The following is an 18,235-nucleotide window of genomic DNA, read 5'->3' as shown; positions in this document are numbered from 1 at the left end:
AAACAATGGGGTGAGTGGGCACCAGGAAATAGTTGCGCTGGCAACGACCTGATCGATCGGGACCGGCGCAATATCGCCAGCGGATTCTTCGACTACAACGGTGGCTGGAACTTACTGGGGCCGAACGCATTTCGTCAGACGATGGACAGGATCGGCAAAAAGGCCGCCGGTCGTCATCTCGACGGCCGCCTGCACGACGATTTCCCTCAAATTAACGCTGTCGCAGGGAAAGGTCCTTTCCAAATGTAAATTCGGCTTCTCGCGCGCGCGGTGTACGACGATAATTCAAACCAAACACCGACGCCCCCAAAATGTACGAACAGCTCTATCCCTGCGACCACTGCGGTGGCCGCGGCACGGTTGGATTTTCCCAACGTGTCGTCGCTGAGATCGGCCAGCCCGGCTTCGACTATGGAAAGTTTGGCCGCGATGCCGGCCCGCCGAAAATCGGAGACGTCACACCGCGGCCCCCATTCGCCCCTCAAACCGAGAAGCTCGCGTGCATTCACTGCGCCGATTGCGGAATGTCGACGCCTTGGCTACCGATAGGCTCGGACGAACCTGCTGCCCTGAACGAGGCAGCGCGGATCTGGAACAGGCGCCTTGCGCGGCCGAAACTCACGGAAGGCGACCTGCGCGATCTGATTGAGAAGGAATTGGGCGCGTGCGACATGCAGATGGTCATCGACATGCTCGCCCGCAACACTGAAGAGTGGGAAACACGCGGCCCCATCTTTGCGATGCTCGCGCAACGGCTGGTCGACGCCAGCGTTTCAACGATCGAGAGCTGGCCGATAGACCCCGTTCTGCAGGACGCCGCCAGATACCGCAAGCTTGTTCAGCTCGCGAAATGGGTGGATATCGACGGCGAGCGCTACGTCCAGTTCCCGAAGATCCCGACGCCACGCGAACACGACGACTGCCTGTTTGAAGACCGGATCGCTCTTGCGGTTGACGGAATGCCGGACCGCGACCGCTGGTAGCGCGTTCCCCGGGGGACCGAGGCTCGTCAAGCGCGATTCTTCGACGGCGAGCCATAAAAAAGCCAACGCCGAGTAACAGGCGTTGGCCCAAGATCCTCAAACACACGCCGGGTAGGAATCAGCTACCTGGTGCACCGGATTACGGCAACTCCGCGCCAATTCCTTAGCACCGGCCGTACGGACGCTGGGCTCGCACGCAACGTCATCCCGGAGTGCTCACAACCTCCGCAACGTCCTCACGAACGGGCGAGACCAGAAGTCGGCAACAAGCGACTGCGATGGCCCTAACCATCCGGAGGTATTCGCGTAAGCGCGTGCACTGTCAGTAGTTCGCAAGTCCACTAAAGGCGCGGAGTGGCTGTCAACTTCACGGACAGCAGAAAAAAAAGCCGGCTGTAGGAGCCGGCTTTGAAAGTGGTTCTGGTGTTCCCGAGGGCCCGCAACCAGAACCAGAGAGACGTTTGATTGTGCCTCCTCCCCCGTCACGCGCAGGGAGTGTATGAAGCGCTCTTTCTGGTGTCATTCTTCGCGTCGCTCATCGGCCCCTGCGAGGGCATAATGCGCCCCCAGAATCCGGTACAGCGCCTGTCTGGAAATGCCCAAAGCGGCCGCCGCATGGCTCTTGTTGCCATCGGCACTCGCCAGCGCCGAGCGCACCTCGTCCACTGAGGGCAGCTTTCGCTGCAACCGGTCCTGCCTCGCGAAAGTGGACAGGTATGCGTTTGCTTTGGTCACCCGGCTATGCCCCGCCGCTTCCACGACCCGCCGCATCGCCTCTTGATGCAGCTTCGGATCGGGCCTCGTATCCACTCCCTTGATGGCCGCCGGCACGCCAGTGGTCTCTGTATAGAGCGTCTGCAGATACTCATGCCGAAGGCCGTGACTCGTAATGCCCATTCCACGCCTCGTGACGCCATGTTTCTCGAGAACGTAGTAATACCAGTCACGCCATTGGCGTAAGGTCCGGTCGGCCGGCACTGTCGAGCCCGTCAACCCGTTGCTGAGCGTCGCCGCCTCTTCCAGTATTCCGATTTTCGTCTCTATCGGGACCTCGCGTGGCCGGCCACCCTTCGTGCCACGCGTCACGGCAAGCAACCGTGCATTGCGCGCGGCCTCAGCTGGACGGAGCATGAAACTCTCTTCGATGCGTAAGCCGAACGCGGCCTGCAACTTGAGCTGGACAGCCGTATGCGGGCAAGTTTTTGCGATCTGCTCGATCTTCGCCGCAGCGTCGACGCCATGTGCTATCCACGACTTGTCCTCCGTCGCCACATAACTTCGTTTAAGACCAAGAGCCTCGCGATCTGCATAGTCGTCCAGCGAGCCGACCAGATTCGTCTTGCCCATCCATTGCGCGAGCGCGCGCAGATACGTCAGCTTGTTTTCAATCGTGCCACCAGTCTGCCCGGCCGCGACCCATGAACTGACCAGATACGCGACATGCTTGTGTTTCAAAGACCAGGGCGTCCGCAGGAAGAAGCCGCCGTCCAGTAGTTCCCTGAAAGCCTTGCACAGTTTGGCCACGCGATATTCCTGCGTTTTGATCGACAACGCGCGGCCGCTTATCCGTGTAGTGCTATGAACGCGTGCCACGTTCTCGTCAAAAAGCTTGAGCAACGCATCCCGGAGTTCGGGACCAAAACCATAGCTGTTGACGATCGCCCTTACGTTGAGAATTGCCGCCATCCGAAATCCTTTGCAACGCTGCCGCGCTGCCTTCGAGACATTATCCGACCCTGCGGTCGCAGCATCCCTACCTGACGCTGTCACCCGCCCGCACGGGTTTGCCCTTCTTCCCCGCCTCTCTCGGCGGCTGCGCAGTATCCCCGGCGCGAGGTCCTGCCTTCCAGTCCTTTAGCGATTCCATCCGATCGACCAGACACATGGGAAGAGCATGCGTCCGACCGTCCAACCTGCTGCCTGCCAGCATGGATAGCGCTTCGCGCAATCCACCTCTGACGTTTCGCGCGGCGCCTGTCGGCGCTTGCGCTGTGCGGATCGCTCCGCGTGTGCAGCTTCGTGGCTACCCTGCCAGCACTACCGTTTTTCGGTTTCGTGCTCCTGCCGGGCAAATCCCGTTACGCGTTCTTGTACGGCCGCGGTACGCCGTTTCTTCTTCCGTCAGGGAATCGCGGTACGCCGGTCTTTCCGGTCCGCAGGACTTCCCCCGCCCCCAAGTCACTCATCTCCACCGCGGTGTATCGGGCTTCGTGAGCGCACCCAGCCGTAGCTGTAAGGGCGTGTTCAGACGTCGCTGAGACGTGGAAAGTGTCCGGTGTCCGGTCTCTCCACATGTCCTCAACGCGTCACAACGCGGCAAACCGCCGCCAATCGTATGGATATCGCACTGTCCAGGGGTCCTCAACGTGGACCACTATGGACTTGATCTGATTCAGAAAAAGGCCGCATCAATGTGCGACCCGGTCAGCCTGGTGTTTTGTGGCCCGTTGCGGGCCTGGGAGTATGGACGAGCGAGTGCCTCGCACTCTTTTTCGATGCGTCAGAGACGCGGTAGGTGTGGCTAGCATAGTGCCGGAACGTCGCAACTTTTCCGTCAAAAGCTGGGCGGAACCAGTCGGCTTTCGCCGACTTGACTTCGCCGGCCTCTCGATAGACTGGAAACCAGGCAGAACTGACAGAAAAGTGTCAGTTAGACCAGCAACCCCGTCGAGCCATCCTAACTGACACTTATCTGTCAGATATCTGATAGTTCGGCGGCTTGTGCCGATGTGAAGCTGCAAACTGCCACTAATCTGTCAGTTTTCTGTTACTTCGGCGCGGACCTCTCATATTGAATGGAGTCATCTTGAAAACTTCGGTCTTTGCAATCGACGTCGGTTACGGCAACACCAAATACGCACACCGCGCCGGCAGTGGCACCATTGCCACCGGCATGTTTCCATCGCTCGCGCCGCTCGCCGCAAGCTACGCTGTCTCCGGACACGGAGTAGACGTGCTTGGAACCAGCAAGGTGCTCAAAGTGGTGATCGATGAGATTGAATATCAGGTTGGGCCTGACGTGCCCCTCACGGCTGCCTACGGAAAAACCGGCCGTACGCTGTCTAACGACTTTGTCACAACAAAGAGCTACGCGGCGCTCCTCTTTGGCGCAATCCATCTCGCGGGCATGACACATATCGAGCGGCTTCTGCTCGGCTTGCCTGTTCATACAATGAGTAAATATGCTAGCGAATTGCGCGAGCGGTTCACCGGGACCTTCGATTACGGCCTGGGTCGGGTGACGATTGACAAGGTCGTCGTTATTCCGCAGCCGCTGGGCTCTCTGGTTGCGGCATCAGCCAACCGCCAGCGAGAGTTCGGCCGCGATAATGCTCACCTGGTCATCGATGTGGGGTTCTTCACGACGGATTGGGTCTATGCAAATGGCTTCACTATGGATGACAAGCGCAGCAGCGGAATGCCGGGCGGCGCATCGCAGGTTTACCAACGTATGGCGGAACTCATCGGCAAAGATCAGGAGGAGAAGGTAGAGGACATCGAACTCATCGATAAGGCACTGCGCGAGCAGAGGCCGTTTTTCTTTTATGGCCACGACATCGATCTTGACCCATACCTTGAGAAGTCACAGCCCGTCATTGCCGGCGTGGTCGAAGATATCAAAAACAATGTCGGGCCATTGAATAACGTGCGTTCGATCGTCCTGTCCGGTGGCGGCGCAGCGCTGTATGCCCCCGCCATCCGAAAGGCGTTCCCACGCGTCGCTCTGGAGATCATCGAGGCGCCGTGCACCGCCAACGCGAAGGGCTTCCTCATTGTTGGTGAAGCCGGGCTGACCCGCGAGCGGGCGGCCGCGAAAGCATGAGCGGGAAGTTCGACATGAAGGTGGTCATCGATCCGGTGACCACGCCGCTTCTGCACGCCCGGCTCACCGAGTCGACCTCATATCGCGAGCGGGCGGCGGTGTTACGGCACCTCGCCGAAGCGGCGCTACGAGGCGCGCCTGTTCAGACGACGACCGGCGCTGTCGATACCGCGGCGACGGCTTCCCGGGCCGCAATGTCATCGCCCTATGCACCGTTGCCATCCACGAGCAGAAATCCTCCGCCAACGGAGCCGGCAGTGTCGCTGCTGCCAGTCGCTGCCGACGCCGAGCCCGGCACCGGGGACGGCAGCCTCGATGGACACAACGTCGACGCCCTCGCCGATGCATTCGGAGGGTATTTCTGACCGGACAACGACAGTCGCTTGACTTCAGTTTGCAGATGGCAAGATAGGTCATGGCTTCGGTGTTCATCGCGCGACGTGCGGTGCACCGAGGCAAAAACAGAATCTGGAGAATCACATGCTCGAACTGATCGATATCGTTCGCAACGGACTGCCACTGAGCGAGCCGCGCTCGTGGCTGTTGATCGCCGCGGTTGCTGCAGCGTGCATCGCGGGCTGGTACAGCGGCGATGTCGCTGCGTGGTATGCAAGCCGCAACAAGGAGGCTGAATGATGGATGCAATCGACCTGCTGGTACCGTACTACAGAAAGTTCAACGCTCTACCCTTTCTCGCGCGTCGCGCGATCATCTTCGCACTCTCGATCTTCCTCTGGATCGTTGGCGCGGGGCTGGTGAACTTGCATGTCAATACCGACTTCTGCGCGCTGATTCTTATTGCCGGCGGTGTGGGCGCGTTGTGGTCGACGGAGCTCTGGCGGCTCTGGAAACCCTTTTTCTACCTTGTAGTTCTGTGCATCGCGATCATGAAATGAATGCTTCCGATGAACAAAAAAAAACGGCTCCACCATACCTGGTGGAGCCGTTTTGCATTAAATGATCAGTGCGACCGGGGAGCCGCAGTAACAAGAAGACGACGTGCGCAAAAGTCCCACGCATCGCCAAAAGACTGATCGCGACATGCGTATTGGATGTTGCCGCGATTCTTTCGGTCGATCACATCAAACGCGACCGCCTCCGACTTGCCCACACGCTGGCGGCCACCTTCCGCGCCGTTCGTTGCGACGATTGCAAACCCACCCACGAGAACCTGGAACGAAGCCATTTTCCACTCCAAAGAAATTGGCCCGACGAGACACTCCCCGATGGGGAGAATATCCCCATCGGGCGGAACTGAAGAAATACGGCCGAAGCCGCGATTGAAAATCGATGCTCGTTAGACGGCAGCGAGGTGTTGCCTATCGGATCTCGACGCGCGAGATATGTCCGCGAGAACGACATTGGCGAGACGCGCACACCATTGATCGGTGAAATCGGTTCCTCGGACGCGAGGACGATGCACAAAGACAGTAAAACCCTCTGCCTTGAGGCGCTTCGCGAGTTCGAGCCCACCTGCAACGCCTGTCGACTTTCCCGTCTTCGGGTCGATGTCGTCAAAGTCGACGAAAACATGGACAACGCGGATACCCAATCCATCGGGCACCACAAACTGACGTAGCAATCCAATGTTCAGGCAGTACCACATTGGGACACCGGACTCCATGTATGCGGCACAGGCCGTCTCCAGTCCCTCAGCCACCCCGATTTCGCCATCTACAGGCTCCATCATGCGCACGGCGCCACCCCGGAGGGGATTGAGCGTCATGTCATTCAGCTTGTTGTCGAGAATCTCGCCATCGGCCGACACGATCCGCGCTTTAGCTGGTGTAGACCGCTCCAGAAAGGTTCGGTGCAACGTACCAAGCCGGCCATCGGGCAATTCGAACCGGGCGAGAATGCCCGGCCAGCTGCCGATACGCTTCTTCTCATGCCTGTACTCGAGCATGCCAAGCCGCAATGCCGGCGATGATGCCATCCGCAATCCCGGTACACGTGCGCCGAGGTAACGCATCGCGAGATCGCCACTTGACACGGGCTTTGCTGAATCCCACATCGAACTGAGGCGGTTTGCGATAAACGTCGCGTCCGGCTTGCGTTTCGGACTGGGTGCCTTCGCCACAAGAGCGCGGTTCAGCGCACGCGGTGCAGGTCCCCCGTCCAGTTGACGCATCAGCCGATATAGGCCGATGCTGTTCAGGCGGGTGATCAACTGCAGGCCATCACCTGCCATGGCCCTTCCGTTATCGCATTTGCGGCATACCCAATCGCCACGCCCACGCTTGTTGTCGTAGGTGAAGCGATCGTCTCCGCCACATACAGGGCAAGCACATGCGTCGCCGGTGAGGCGGTCTGCAGGCACGCCATAGCTCACAAGGAGCGAAATCCATTGCTCCGGGGAACGCTCGAAGCCAGCGAGCTTCTGCTGAAGCCACGCGTACTGCTCGGGCGACAGCTCTTTGCCTCTTACAGTCATGAGTCACTCTCCTTGAAGTGAGTGGGTTGGGTCGGTGCCTGAGACAGGCGTAAAAACGCGTGCTCAAAAAAGCGGTCCGCGCGGGAGCGGGCGGCTTTTTTCAGCAGACGTGCGATCTGACAAAGGGATTTGGCGACAACCGCCGGGCGAAAGATCCGTCGCACGACACACCCGAGGGTGTGCCGTTGCGATGGTGAGGAGATACGGGAGTGAAGAGAAAGGCTTGTGAGCCTTTACAGGATCAGATGACAGACCATGCCGCACGAGCGTAGGCTGGGCCGAAGGGGATGTCATCGTCCATTTCGTCGAATCCACCTCCCGCCGGCGCCCGCGTACCCCCTCCGCCGCCGTGAGAAGGCTGGGGCGGATGAGCACGGGTTCCGACGTTGTCAGCTGCGGACGATCCGTTCGATCGGGACGCCGGCGCGGCTCGTTGAGAGCGACTGTTGGCTCGCTGCTCGAAGCCGCCATCGCCATCGTCATCGCTGCGACGACCGCCAAGCATCTGCATCTGCTCGGCCACGATCTCTGTCGAGTAACGGTCAGTGCCGTCCTGGGCCTGCCATTTGCGCGTGCGAATACGGCCTTCAAGATAGACCGACGAGCCCTTTTTCAGATATTCCGAAACGATCTCAGCAAGCCGTCCAAAAAAGGAAACACGATGCCACTCTGTTGCTTCCTTCATTTCGCCCGACGCCTTGTCCTTGTAGCGGTCGGTTGTTGCGAGCCGGATGTTCGCCACAGCGTCGCCGCTGGGCAGATAACGCACTTCAGGATCCGCGCCGAGGTTGCCGACGAGAATCACCTTGTTTACAGATGCCATTTTTTTACCTCTATTTAGTAATTGACCAAAGCCATTTGTCCCACATGACGGGCTTGCCATCCTTGACCATCGCCGAACCATCCGTCCTGATTGCCGGGACTTTGATCTTGCGCAGGCGCCTGACAGACACGACGTCACCGACGACACACCTGCATTCAGCTATGGCCTCCTTCAGACCCTCGCCTTGCAGTGTCCGCTCGCCGGATGTGGTATCGATATGAATGGCAAACGACTTGTAGAACCGCCCGGGCTTCTTCCGGTCGGGAAACTTCTCTTCGCCCCAGGACGCAATCCGGCCGATCACCGTAGATGCGTCAGCCGGCGGGTCGCGACGCTGGCGAACCTCACCGACATCGACGGCATCGAAACGTTCTGCTTCTTCCTCTCGCGGCGATTGCGCTTCCTTGCGGGACGCATCAGGCGCTGCTTTCGATGAGGCGGCCATGACAGCGTTGTTCCCTTCGCGTATGGCAGAAGCGATCGCAGCCTTGAGCGGGCAACGATGGACGGTCAACTTCGACCAGTGAGGCTCGAGGTCAGGCACGATCTTCAGGCCAAACTCGGTCTCTTCCGTGTCGTCGTCAAAGGCCGGCACGAACTGGACGATGTGATCGCCTTCGTCGACGAACAGATGCGGCGTGTCACCGATCGTTACTACCGTTTCGTTCCCGGCGCCCTGCCCCACGACGTGCGGGGCCGAACTGTGGTCGGGAGCGGGAGCAACGGCGGCCGTCGAAGTCATCGGCGACTTGGCTAAGTCTGCTGGTGACTGTTGGTGCGGAAAGTGTGTGGCAGATTTGCCGGGGAAGAGGTCCGCGAGGACGCGGGTGAAAAGTGTCGCTGTATTTCGCACGATGCCTCCTATAACAGGGTGCCGAAGCACATGCGACGCAGTTCGCGAAGATCACGCTCGAGCAGCGGCGTGGTTAGGATGACATCCTGCATTGTCTCGGGGTCAACGCCGTTGACCTTGCACACATACACATAGGGCAAGGCGCCCTGCCAGTAACCCATGATCCATCCAAGGGTTGCGTGGTAGTCGTCGATGTCGATCTTGCGATTGCGAAGCCGCTCGGACAGCAGCGCCGCACAGTCCATCAGCGACTCCGGCATGCTGTCGCCGCGGCGGCTGTCGCTCGCGAGAGAGATCAACGCGTCGATCATCTTTTCGCGAACCGCGTCGGTCCACAGGTGCGGGTCAGGCAAAGGCTCAGGCTTTGGAGGGATAACGACAACCGGCGAAGACTCGCCGAACATGTCCAGCTGCCAGGCAGCCACATGCATTTCCATGAGATTGCTCCGGTGGTGCCGGCAATCTCATGTCCCATGACCGGGAATGGGATTCCCGGCGGGGTAAGGTGCCGTCACCAGGGCGTAAGCCAAGGTGACGGTAGGTTCCTGCGGTAACCCGACTTACTGGGTACCGGTCTTGAAAGGAATGACGACGGCCGACTTGGCGTATTGCTTTGCCGGCGCTGGTGCTGCAACGCTGTCATTCGCTGCGGCCGAAGCGGTTACGTTTTCGACGCTTCCACTCGCGGCCATCTGGCGGGATGCCAGCTTTTGAGCTTCTGCGCGTGCAGCCTCAGCTTCGGCTTCCGCTGCTTCGATTGCCTTCGCCTTTTTCTTCATCTCCACCATCACCCAGCGTGCGCTGAGCAGAAGAATGAATGCTGCGACGGCAAAAGAGATCGTCGCGAAATACACGACGAAGCACAGGGCGAGCAGCTTGCCAGGCGAGGTGATCGCGTTTTTAAACAGTACTTTCAGCATTTTTCTCTCCAGAAAAATTCACAAGGGAATGTCCGGACAACGTCCGGGGGTTTCGATGCTCAACGAGCAAGGAAACTCGGCGCCATGCGCTTTCGTCCGCGCCCGGTCTTTGGAGGGCACGCACGGAAGGGCTGGCGTGTCGTCACGTCAGGCGGGGAAGGTAAGGGATAGGCGCGCGAGAACCCGCACGCTACTTTCGATGCGTCGAGCCGACGCGGGAGATAGAACGAGGTTACCGGGCCCGGCGTTACTGAGAGCCCGGAATGCTCACGAACTTCATGCGGCTTACGCTCTTTCGCCGCCCAGCATCTCCGGACCGCAGGGACGAGCCGGCTCACGGTCTTAACCCGGAAAGCTCCAGAAAAACTGGAGCTTTCCGGGCTGCAACGTTAAGGATCGGGACGCCCTGCTCCTTGGAAGCGGTCGCTTGACTTTGTCATTCGCCCGGCAAACTTGACTCACCGTCTGATATTTGGAGTGAGTCATGAGTACAAGCCTGTGGATTCTGGTCGCGGTTGCCTACGTTGCATGGCGGGTCTTACGTGCACGCGGTCTCAGCCCCCGCGCCGGAAAGGAGTCGCCGCTCCCGAAGATGCGCAACGAGCGCAGTGGCGACGAAGGAGAGGCGCGCGTTCAGGCAGAGTTGGTGGATATTCTCACGTGGCTTTGCGGCCGGAACTTCTACCTGCACTGCGGCCCGCTCCTGCTCAACCATGCGCCCGGTACAGAGTTTCCTACCGCTGAGATCGACCACCTCGCCATTACGCCTTTTGGAATTTTCGTCTTCGAGACGAAGAACTGGACGGGTCTGATCAAGCCTGGGCCGAGTGCGGAAGTGTTGATACGTATCGGCGCCGACGGTGAACCGCAGGCGCGCAAGTCCCCGCTCAGCCAAAACCGCTCGAAGCTTAAGTTCCTGCGCGGAATATTGCCGCCGGTGTGGTCCATAGAAGGCGCGGGCGTGTTCGCTAGCGACAGTTGTGTCCTATCGCCGGAACTGCCCGTCAACATCGTACGCCGCGCCGACCTCCGCCAGTGGCTAAGGGACAAACGTGCAAGGCATGCAGCGAGCACGGCAGTGACAGTGGATGTCGCCGCAGCATGGGCGGCGATTCAGCGAATCGCGAACACCGACGATATGGCCCTCATAAGGCATCGCGAAATATCGAGGGTTAACCCTAAAAAAAATCGCACTCTGCCCTAAAGTTTCGGTCGGCTTTGCCGAATCTAAGCGATTGCTTCCGCTAATTTGTCTGATGTTTCGGCCAAAGACGGCTATTTTTCTGCCGCTTTCCGGGATGACGGCCTTACATCGAAGCGTAGTCTGGGAAGTTCCGCAGAACTCCCAGAGACTCGCACGTTAAAAGTCGAACGCCCGTTCGGATGTGCGCCAAAAGAACGATCAACCACGGTTTCCGCAATGAAAAATGAGAAATACCTTCACCCTCCGCCGACTGAACAAATTTTGGCCGAAAGGGAATCTCCGGTCATGACCTCCGTTCGCGTCAGGCGCGCACGACGTGATGCAGCATCGAAACCATATTGCGAGCACTGAACATGAGCCATCCCCAAGCACTGCAAAACACTAACGAACCAGATTTCGACCCCACCCTGGCTGAAGGGGACGACAAGGGTGCCGACCAGTCTGCCGTTCGGTCCACACCGCTGGCGTTCGCTCACGTACCGGACGAGTCCGAGATTTCGCAGACCGTACGCCAGTTTTTCGGCAACGAGGTCCCGGAGTCGCTGCGGGCGATCATCGCGTCCGAAAGCAATGAAATCGCGCACTCGACCAGGAAGATCCTTGAAGAACATATGCGCATTGGGGGCATCCTCTTCAATCTGCGCAGCCGGATCGAGGGTCACTTCGTTGCATCGCAGGGCGACACGCGGCACGTGCGCAACAAGGCAGCACAACTGTTCTACCGCTACGTGGAAAAGGCGTTCCGGAAAAAACAAGACACCGTCAAGGTCTACATCCGTTCCTACCTGCGCTTCAGCACCAACGCCGGCGCGGTTGAAATGCTAACGATCACCGACATGCAGTTGCTCGTAAGCCAGGACGATGAGGTCATCGACGCGGTGATCGAGGCGAAGAAAGAGAATCCCGACCTGTCGAGGCGGGAAGTAAAGAAGATCATCGAAAGCTACAGGACCAAACTCGCCGAGAAAGACGCGAGTCTCGAAGTTGTGAAAAGCCAGCTGTCCGATGTCGTGGGCCAACTCGACGACGCTCGCAACGAAAACCAGTACCTTACTGAAGAAACAAAGCAGTTGCGCCTGCAGATCGAGCAGGACAAGGAAAAGAGCAAAAAGACGATGGTTGATCTCGACGGCGCGAATCGCTCCGTCAGCACGATGCACACCGAGATCTCCAGGCTTGAGCGGGAGCGGGACACCTTGACCCGCCAACTTGCCGAAGCAGCTACCCGGGTTCAGACAAAGGAAGTCATCGTCAGCGGACCGCCCGAGAACATCAAGCAGCTGCAAGAAGCGGCCGACAGCCTCATGAACCAGGTGAAGGAAGCAACTTCGCAGATGGAAAGTCTTCAGGCCGAGGTCGCGTTGCTGGAAGAACGGCGCAAGCAGCAACTGGCCGAGATCGAATCGAAAGAGGCTGTCGAGCGACACATACGGGAACTCATGAACGACTTTGGCTCGTTCATGCAGAAATACAAGACGACCCAGTTGCTCGTCACGGCTGGGGGATCGGTCGCACCCTTCGCGAATCTCTTCGCAGCCTTTGCAGATCACGTCGGCAGCTTCCATCAGGAGTTACTTGCGGCCGCCAACGCCGCGTAACAGCCCGCCCGCCCCGCAATGCGAGATACAGGTTGTAGAAATGGAAAATAAAGAGAATTATCGGGCCGTCGACCGCCTTTACGTCCCGGATTGGCTCACCGAACAGATCCAGGTAGCGAACTTCAACTTGGTCGATCACATGAAGTGGCTGCTGCAGCAGGACAGTCGCTTCAACGAAGTGTTTAACGTCGAACTGAAGGATCTTGACCAGCTTCAGCTGAATCAATCGTCGCTTCGCAACCTTTTGCGCGCACCGTTCCTGATGGTCGAGCCAACGCTTCAGACCGTCGAGGACTGGCGCTGTTTTGTCGACGACACGGCGACAACGGTGGCGGTGGATATCCTGCGACGGAAAACACCGGAACTTGACGCATTGGCATCGTATGCTGTCGGGCACCAGAACGTGGCGTTCCTTTCGCTTGCCACGCAGATTCTCAATATGAGCGTACTTGCCGCGCCATTACTGGGCATTACGACCGGGGTGGCGAAGTACCTACTCACGGTTCCCTCCTATCGACTCAATCTCGCCTTGCAGCGCATGAACGGCCTGCCGTTATTCCGCTGGCGATTCAACAGCCCGTCGTTCTGGTTTGAGTTCGTGGGTAGCACATTGACCGACGAGATGATCGCGCATCAGATCATGTTCACGTCGCCCGCACAGGCGGGTGACCTTCCAGGCGACGCGAGATGGGGAGAGCTTCGCCTCGGCCGCGCAAAGAACGAGGCATTCGCCGGCGCCCTGCTCGCTTATGGGCTGCGAGCATCGACGGCCACCGCCCTGTTCAACCTCACGCAGAATCAAATGCGCGGGTTGTACTTCAAGATCCACGGCAAAAGCTCACCCTGTGGCAATACCGCAAACTCCCTGCCATGGTTCGTTGAGACTCCACAGCATCGACTGCACGCTACGGTCTATGCATGGCTTTACCGCTCGGCGGTAGCAATGGGCGCTCTGCCGCCCGAGGCACTGATCGCGACCAACGACGTGTATGACCGCCTGTTTGGCGGTAACCGGGTGATATCGGCCGATCGCGGCTGGAATCTTATCCGGTCAATGGCGGCCGACACACGTCTCACGACCGCGCCCTGCCGGACGTGCACCACTCACTACGTCGTCTCGAACAACGACGCCAAGATCGAAATGCATAACCGGTTCTGTTGTCCCGCCTGCCAGCAACAGCTTGGGATGAAACGTCGCGCCGGGCGGAGAAAGGTCTATGACGCCTGACACCGTGCCCAACGAGTTGCCAGCTGGGCTCGTCATTTTCAGCACCGACGGCAAGGCCCAGTTCGGTTGGCAAAATCCCGAGACCGGCGCTTTTCACGCCGAAGACGACGGACAAGTAATCGTTAATGCTGTCGGCGCGGTTGCGTGGCATGCCGGGATCATGCATTGAGGCGAAGAGGATGGGCCCAATGAAAATGCAAGACTTTGATTATCTTGCGCGGGAAAGTAACGCGGCATGGCTCGATGGTCGCGGAGACGGTCGATTCGACCGCTACGAGCAGTTCTATCACAGTGAGCGTGCTCAGACGGCGGACCGATTCGATCTTGAAAAAGTCAACGAGGAGTACGGCGATTGGTCCGCGGCCCGGCCGTCGCGACTCCTCTCTACTTTGAGCGCACCATGGTTCGGCCGCGTCGCGATTGCTCTGTTCAGCTTGTACATGGGCTGCCGCCTGGTACCCGGCTTCGCGAAGGCAATGCCCGAAGCCACGGGCGTGGCGTTGGTGATCGCGTTTATCGGTCTTCGCGTATTCCACCGGCGCCGCAAGCGCCACTGAGAACCCGCTGCTGGCGGGCTTTCTTAGTTACAGAAGCATAGGGCTCAACATCGGCCCGATTTTTCCGTTAACTCAGAGGATCATGCTCAAAATATGGCGTCGGAGCTATCCCGACCACGAGGTAGCACAACCGCCGGCAACTTGACTTTCGTTGCCGATCTATAAGATGAAATCAAGGTCGCGCAAGAGGCACGGCCACATGAAAATCGAGGACCAGAATAATGAAACACAAGAATATTTCAGCGTTGACCGCTGTTTCGTTCGCTGCTGTGGTGGCTCTGTCGGCATGCGGCGGTGGTGGCGGCGGTGGCAGTAGCACGGTCGGCGCGGCAGCGCCCGCGAGCGCGCCGAGTTCCGCGAGTTCTCCCAGCTCGGCCAGTTCGCCCGTCACCGGTACGCAGCCGACGCCGCAATACGCCGCTAATAGCGCGCAGGTCGCCATGTTCAACCAGGTGAATGCCTACCGGCAGCAATGCGGATTTCCCGCAGTCCAACAAAATACTGTTCTTGACCAGGCCGCACAAGCGCACGCGATGTGGGAGGGATTGAACAATCAGGTTGCGGACAACGAAACAGCTGGTCAACAGGGCTTTACTGGCGTGAGCTACGTTGATCGTGCCGTCCATTTCGGATTTCCGTCTGGCGCAATTGGCGGTGGCGTGAGCGCGGCGCTGTACTCCACATCGCCGCTTCCTGAATCGCAGTACGGTCAGTATCTCGTGTATGAGTGGATTTCGACCGTGTATCACTCTCAGATTCTGCTGACCCCGGTTACGACGATTGGCATTGGTGAGTACGAGACCACGAGCAACGGCTCCACTACAGCATGGGGATCGTTGAGCCTTCTCAATACTTCGATGCAACAGGTATCCACAAGCGGCCCTCTTACCTTCCCATGTCAAGGCACGACCGGTGTTCCCTACAAGGCTGTTTCGGAATCACCGACGCCGCCCAACACATCCGGACCGTGGGGAACGCCTGTCGTGGTGATGGGCAACGCTACCGATACGATAGTGCTTCAGTCCGGCACGATGACCGATACGTCAGGCAACGTTATCAACCTGCAATTGCTTGATTCGGCTAAGGACCCGAACAAGCTTACTCAAGCGTATGCGGGCGTGGCATATCCGGCTACCCCACTGACGGCGAACACCACATACACGGTTTCGCTAACCGGCACTGTTAATGGCACCGCTTTCTCACGCAACTTCTCTTTCACGACCGGCAACATCGTTGGCTGATCGCCAATCAGAAGGGCATCTTCGATGCGCTTCAACATCGCGCCACTAAGAAAAAGCCCCGCATGGCGGGGCTTTTTGCTTCGTCAATGTCCGCAATTGCCGACGCCGAAGTCGGTCATTGAGGTCCAACTTATGAATGCACTGTCAGACGTGCGGACGTAGCACTGAAGGTGATTCATTAAGACGGGATTACCGCATTTGTCGACCACGCCTTTCTGGCCCGACCCTGAGTAATTGAATTGGGTCACACCCGCAGGAGCGGCCCCAACCCGCCCGGCGTATGGCCCCGCAATTGTCCAGTCCGCCGGAAGGGTCGCCATGCAAACCGCTTCAGGATCAAGAGGCGGCGCATTACAACTGTAGACCCACACGCTGCCATTCCACACGGGACCACTCGCGAAGCCGTACTGACAGATAGACGGACTCGGTGGAGGCGGCGGCTGGCATAGCAGGCCACCCCACGTCGATCCATTCCACGACGCGCCAGATGTTTCCTGCCATCCGCTAGGACACTGCGGGGGCGCCTGATAGTTACACTGCGGCGCCGAATATTGCGACCCGATCCATTGCGCCGACGCCACTGTCGTCCAGCCCGGCTGGGCAGGGCACGTAGGCGCCGTTTGCCATGCCGTCGTCAGGTGACCAACGCACGTCGAATCCTGGTTGTTCACGGAACACCTCACCGGCCCCGCGAATGCGTCACTGCCGGTCAGAAACACGCCAAATATCAGTGTTACTCTGACTAAGAAACTGACAAACCTCATTTCACTCCCCTCAATAGGTGCAGTAGCTGACAGCGACGGCCGTCCCTTGGATGACCGACCCTGACCCATCTGTGATGTAGACAGTCCACGGCCCCGTGCCCACCGTCGGATAGTTGATCACCGCGGTCGGATCGGTGTACATGCTCTGGCCGGACACGACGAGTTGCGGCGTCCCGCCCGCCGGGCAGTTAGGATTCGGCACAAACGTGCCGTTGCCGTTAGGAATTTGCGTGTAGCCGTACCACAGCTTCGGACCGCCGACCGGCATCCATTGCAGGACGCCCGACACGTTCTGACACGACAGCATGAGACCCGAGTCGTCGCTCGCGCCGGTCATCGCACTGACCTTCGGGCACGACACTCGGGGCCACCCCACGTTTCCGGTCGTAACAGTTGTGCCAGCGCTAACCGTCGTCCCGGCGGACACCGCGCCGCTCGCGGCGACGGCTCCTGTCGCGCCCACGTTGGCGGCGCTGACTGTTCCCTCGGCGTCGAGGTTATGGACGTTGTGGAGACTGACGTGATTGACGTTCTGGTCACCGGTCCACGTCAGTGCGCCATCGCGTCGAATGTATACCGAGTTACCATCCGACGACGGGCCGTTCGTAGCGAGGACGGCGCCTGCCGGACTACCCGGTAGCGGATTGGTCGCGTTCCATGAACCGTTGAGCCCCGTTACGGTTCCGGGATTCGGTAGCTTCGAAAAGCCGAACGCGTTGCCTCCCGCCTGCGCGATGATCGACGCGCCGATGATGTCCGGGTTTCCACCGCGGGTTACTGGCTTCGACGGATACAGCACATAGGAGACGTGGCAGTCCCCTGTACCGACGGAACACGTCGATGGGCCGACGCTCATACTGATAACGTATGTGCCCCCCCAGAACGGACCACTCGCATGCGGCTGCTGCAGGTTGCCCTGCGTGAACAGTTGGTTGAGTGTGGGCAACTCCGTTGGAGGAACCACAGCAACGGGGCCGTTCTGCGTGAGCGTCGCGTAGTTGTTGGTCACCCAGTCGCCAAGCGCCGCGTTGATGACCTCCTCGTTCTGCCCTTCGGCCGTCAGCACCTGTAACCTGCGCTTCGCGGCATCTTCCTTGATGCCGACGACCGTCATCAGCGCGGCGGCCACCAGCACAACCACCATTTCAACGATGCTGAACATGCCGGGGCGTCCTTAATTGTTATGCGTGGCGTACATGCCGATGCTGGCCGTAGCACCCGCCGAGCTGCATGCCGTACCCGCTGTCGCACCGTTGAACGCCGTGTTCGGGTCGTAGACAGTCGCTCCGTTGACGGTCACCTTTGCATACGCTCCAACAACTGCGCCGATGGACAGCGAACACACGGTGCTTGGCACCGGATACGTGACAATCATGGCATCGTCAGTCGAAGCAATCGTTCCGGGAACAGCGGTCACCGCACCACCAAAAATGCCCGTGAGTGCCCCGGTCGAAGTATTCACCCGCGAATTTGCCGAGTCGAACGCATGGTTCTTTGCGAGCGACTGCTGCGTCTCGCCCGAGAAGTCCACGTCGCTCGAGGTAGCATCCTGGATGCCGCTACGGAATAGTTGCGCCTCGCTCTTGAACTGGTGAGCGTGAATGCGATCCATGACGAAGCTGCGGCCCTGATAGACCACGAGTGCGAGCAGCGCTGCACCTGCCATGACCGCCGCCCCCTCGATGAGTGAGAGCTCGCCCGACTGCCGGCGTCGCCGGGCCATCCTGAGGAGCGACGATTTCCGGTCTACCGGGACGGGCACGGCTACAGGCGTCGAAGAATTAGTATTCAGGTTCGCGGTGTTGTT

At 59.1% G+C, this 18,235-nt stretch carries 20 protein-coding genes and 1 pseudogene; 12 read left to right on the top strand and 9 right to left on the bottom strand.

Annotated elements, in window-relative coordinates; all coding sequences use genetic code 11:
• Nucleotides 1–249, top strand: a pseudogene (locus tag P0D70_RS24135) (hypothetical protein); the annotation flags it as partial.
• A gap of 62 nt (nt 250–311) precedes the next feature.
• The gene (locus P0D70_RS24130) at nt 312–983 is read left to right on the top strand and encodes a Lar family restriction alleviation protein (RefSeq protein ID WP_315697448.1); all 672 of its coding nucleotides are present in this window, start codon (nt 312–314) and stop codon (nt 981–983) included.
• Nucleotides 984–1,502: 519 nt separating this feature from the next.
• Here P0D70_RS24130 and P0D70_RS24125 read toward each other — a convergent pair.
• The gene (locus P0D70_RS24125; RefSeq protein ID WP_408186305.1) at nt 1,503–2,669 is read right to left on the bottom strand and encodes an integrase domain-containing protein; all 1,167 of its coding nucleotides are present in this window, start codon (nt 2,667–2,669) and stop codon (nt 1,503–1,505) included.
• Between the two features lie 1,120 nt (nt 2,670–3,789).
• Between P0D70_RS24125 and P0D70_RS24120 the strand changes: the two genes are divergently transcribed.
• From P0D70_RS24120 to P0D70_RS24105, 4 genes are all read left to right on the top strand, one after another.
• Nucleotides 3,790–4,806, top strand: coding sequence for a PRTRC system protein D (locus tag P0D70_RS24120; protein WP_408186304.1), 1,017 nt, complete (start codon nt 3,790–3,792; stop codon nt 4,804–4,806).
• Nucleotides 4,807–4,820: 14 nt separating this feature from the next.
• Nucleotides 4,821–5,171: a hypothetical protein gene (locus P0D70_RS24115; RefSeq protein ID WP_408186303.1), complete on the top strand. Its 351-nt coding sequence runs from the start codon at nt 4,821–4,823 to the stop codon at nt 5,169–5,171.
• 115 nt (nt 5,172–5,286) lie between these two features.
• A complete protein-coding gene (locus P0D70_RS24110) occupies nt 5,287–5,442 on the top strand; it encodes a hypothetical protein (protein ID WP_330869880.1) in 156 nt (51 codons plus the stop codon).
• Nucleotides 5,439–5,702, top strand: coding sequence for a hypothetical protein (locus P0D70_RS24105; protein ID WP_315697453.1), 264 nt, complete (start codon nt 5,439–5,441; stop codon nt 5,700–5,702). The genes P0D70_RS24110 and P0D70_RS24105 overlap by 4 nt, the downstream gene beginning before the upstream one ends.
• 65 nt (nt 5,703–5,767) lie before the next feature.
• Here the strand turns inward: P0D70_RS24105 and P0D70_RS24100 are convergent, their stop codons facing one another.
• The 6 genes from P0D70_RS24100 to P0D70_RS24075 all read right to left on the bottom strand — a co-directional run bounded on the left by P0D70_RS24100 (nt 5,768) and on the right by P0D70_RS24075 (nt 9,836).
• Nucleotides 5,768–5,992: a hypothetical protein gene (locus P0D70_RS24100; protein WP_315697454.1), complete on the bottom strand. Its 225-nt coding sequence runs from the start codon at nt 5,990–5,992 to the stop codon at nt 5,768–5,770.
• A 111-nt stretch (nt 5,993–6,103) separates the two neighbouring features.
• Complete coding sequence (locus tag P0D70_RS24095) at nt 6,104–7,240, bottom strand: DUF7146 domain-containing protein (protein ID WP_408186302.1); 1,137 nt, start codon at nt 7,238–7,240, stop codon at nt 6,104–6,106.
• A 241-nt stretch (nt 7,241–7,481) separates the two neighbouring features.
• Nucleotides 7,482–8,063, bottom strand: coding sequence for a single-stranded DNA-binding protein (locus tag P0D70_RS24090; RefSeq protein ID WP_315697456.1), 582 nt, complete (start codon nt 8,061–8,063; stop codon nt 7,482–7,484).
• Nucleotides 8,064–8,073: 10 nt separating this feature from the next.
• Complete coding sequence (locus P0D70_RS24085) at nt 8,074–8,916, bottom strand: hypothetical protein (protein ID WP_408186301.1); 843 nt, start codon at nt 8,914–8,916, stop codon at nt 8,074–8,076.
• Nucleotides 8,917–8,924: 8 nt separating this feature from the next.
• Nucleotides 8,925–9,353 carry a hypothetical protein gene (locus tag P0D70_RS24080; RefSeq protein WP_408186300.1) on the bottom strand — a complete coding sequence of 143 codons (429 nt, stop codon included), beginning with the start codon at nt 9,351–9,353 and terminating at the stop codon, nt 8,925–8,927.
• Nucleotides 9,354–9,476: 123 nt separating this feature from the next.
• A complete protein-coding gene (locus P0D70_RS24075) occupies nt 9,477–9,836 on the bottom strand; it encodes a hypothetical protein (RefSeq protein ID WP_408186299.1) in 360 nt (119 codons plus the stop codon).
• A 484-nt stretch (nt 9,837–10,320) separates the two neighbouring features.
• On the opposite strand from P0D70_RS24075, the gene P0D70_RS24070 reads away from it, so the two are divergent.
• The 6 genes from P0D70_RS24070 to P0D70_RS24045 all read left to right on the top strand — a co-directional run bounded on the left by P0D70_RS24070 (nt 10,321) and on the right by P0D70_RS24045 (nt 15,664).
• On the top strand, nt 10,321–11,040 hold the full coding sequence (locus P0D70_RS24070) for a nuclease-related domain-containing protein (RefSeq protein ID WP_408186298.1): 720 nt from the start codon (nt 10,321–10,323) through the stop codon (nt 11,038–11,040).
• A gap of 353 nt (nt 11,041–11,393) precedes the next feature.
• Nucleotides 11,394–12,638 carry a hypothetical protein gene (locus P0D70_RS24065; RefSeq protein WP_315697461.1) on the top strand — a complete coding sequence of 415 codons (1,245 nt, stop codon included), beginning with the start codon at nt 11,394–11,396 and terminating at the stop codon, nt 12,636–12,638.
• 40 nt (nt 12,639–12,678) lie between these two features.
• Nucleotides 12,679–13,866 carry a FlhC family transcriptional regulator gene (locus P0D70_RS24060; protein WP_315697462.1) on the top strand — a complete coding sequence of 396 codons (1,188 nt, stop codon included), beginning with the start codon at nt 12,679–12,681 and terminating at the stop codon, nt 13,864–13,866.
• Nucleotides 13,856–14,035 carry a hypothetical protein gene (locus P0D70_RS24055; RefSeq protein ID WP_315697463.1) on the top strand — a complete coding sequence of 60 codons (180 nt, stop codon included), beginning with the start codon at nt 13,856–13,858 and terminating at the stop codon, nt 14,033–14,035. Before P0D70_RS24060 ends, P0D70_RS24055 begins: the two co-directional genes overlap by 11 nt.
• 19 nt (nt 14,036–14,054) lie before the next feature.
• Entirely contained in the window at nt 14,055–14,423 is a 369-nt protein-coding gene (locus P0D70_RS24050) for a hypothetical protein (RefSeq protein ID WP_315697464.1), read from the top strand.
• Between the two features lie 221 nt (nt 14,424–14,644).
• Complete coding sequence (locus P0D70_RS24045) at nt 14,645–15,664, top strand: CAP domain-containing protein (RefSeq protein ID WP_315697465.1); 1,020 nt, start codon at nt 14,645–14,647, stop codon at nt 15,662–15,664.
• 774 nt (nt 15,665–16,438) lie between these two features.
• On the opposite strand, the gene P0D70_RS24040 is transcribed toward P0D70_RS24045, so the two are convergent.
• Complete coding sequence (locus P0D70_RS24040) at nt 16,439–17,590, bottom strand: hypothetical protein (protein WP_315697466.1); 1,152 nt, start codon at nt 17,588–17,590, stop codon at nt 16,439–16,441.
• 12 nt (nt 17,591–17,602) lie between these two features.
• On the bottom strand, nt 17,603–18,151 hold the full coding sequence (locus P0D70_RS24035; protein WP_315697523.1) for a type 4 pilus major pilin: 549 nt from the start codon (nt 18,149–18,151) through the stop codon (nt 17,603–17,605).
• Between the last annotated feature and the right edge of the window lie 84 nt (nt 18,152–18,235).

This window comes from Paraburkholderia sp. RL17-381-BIF-C (assembly GCF_046026435.1).
Taxonomy (GTDB): Bacteria; Pseudomonadota; Gammaproteobacteria; order Burkholderiales; family Burkholderiaceae; genus Paraburkholderia.
Note: the sequence above shows the minus strand (reverse complement) of the source record. Positions and strands in the feature narration are given on the sequence as shown.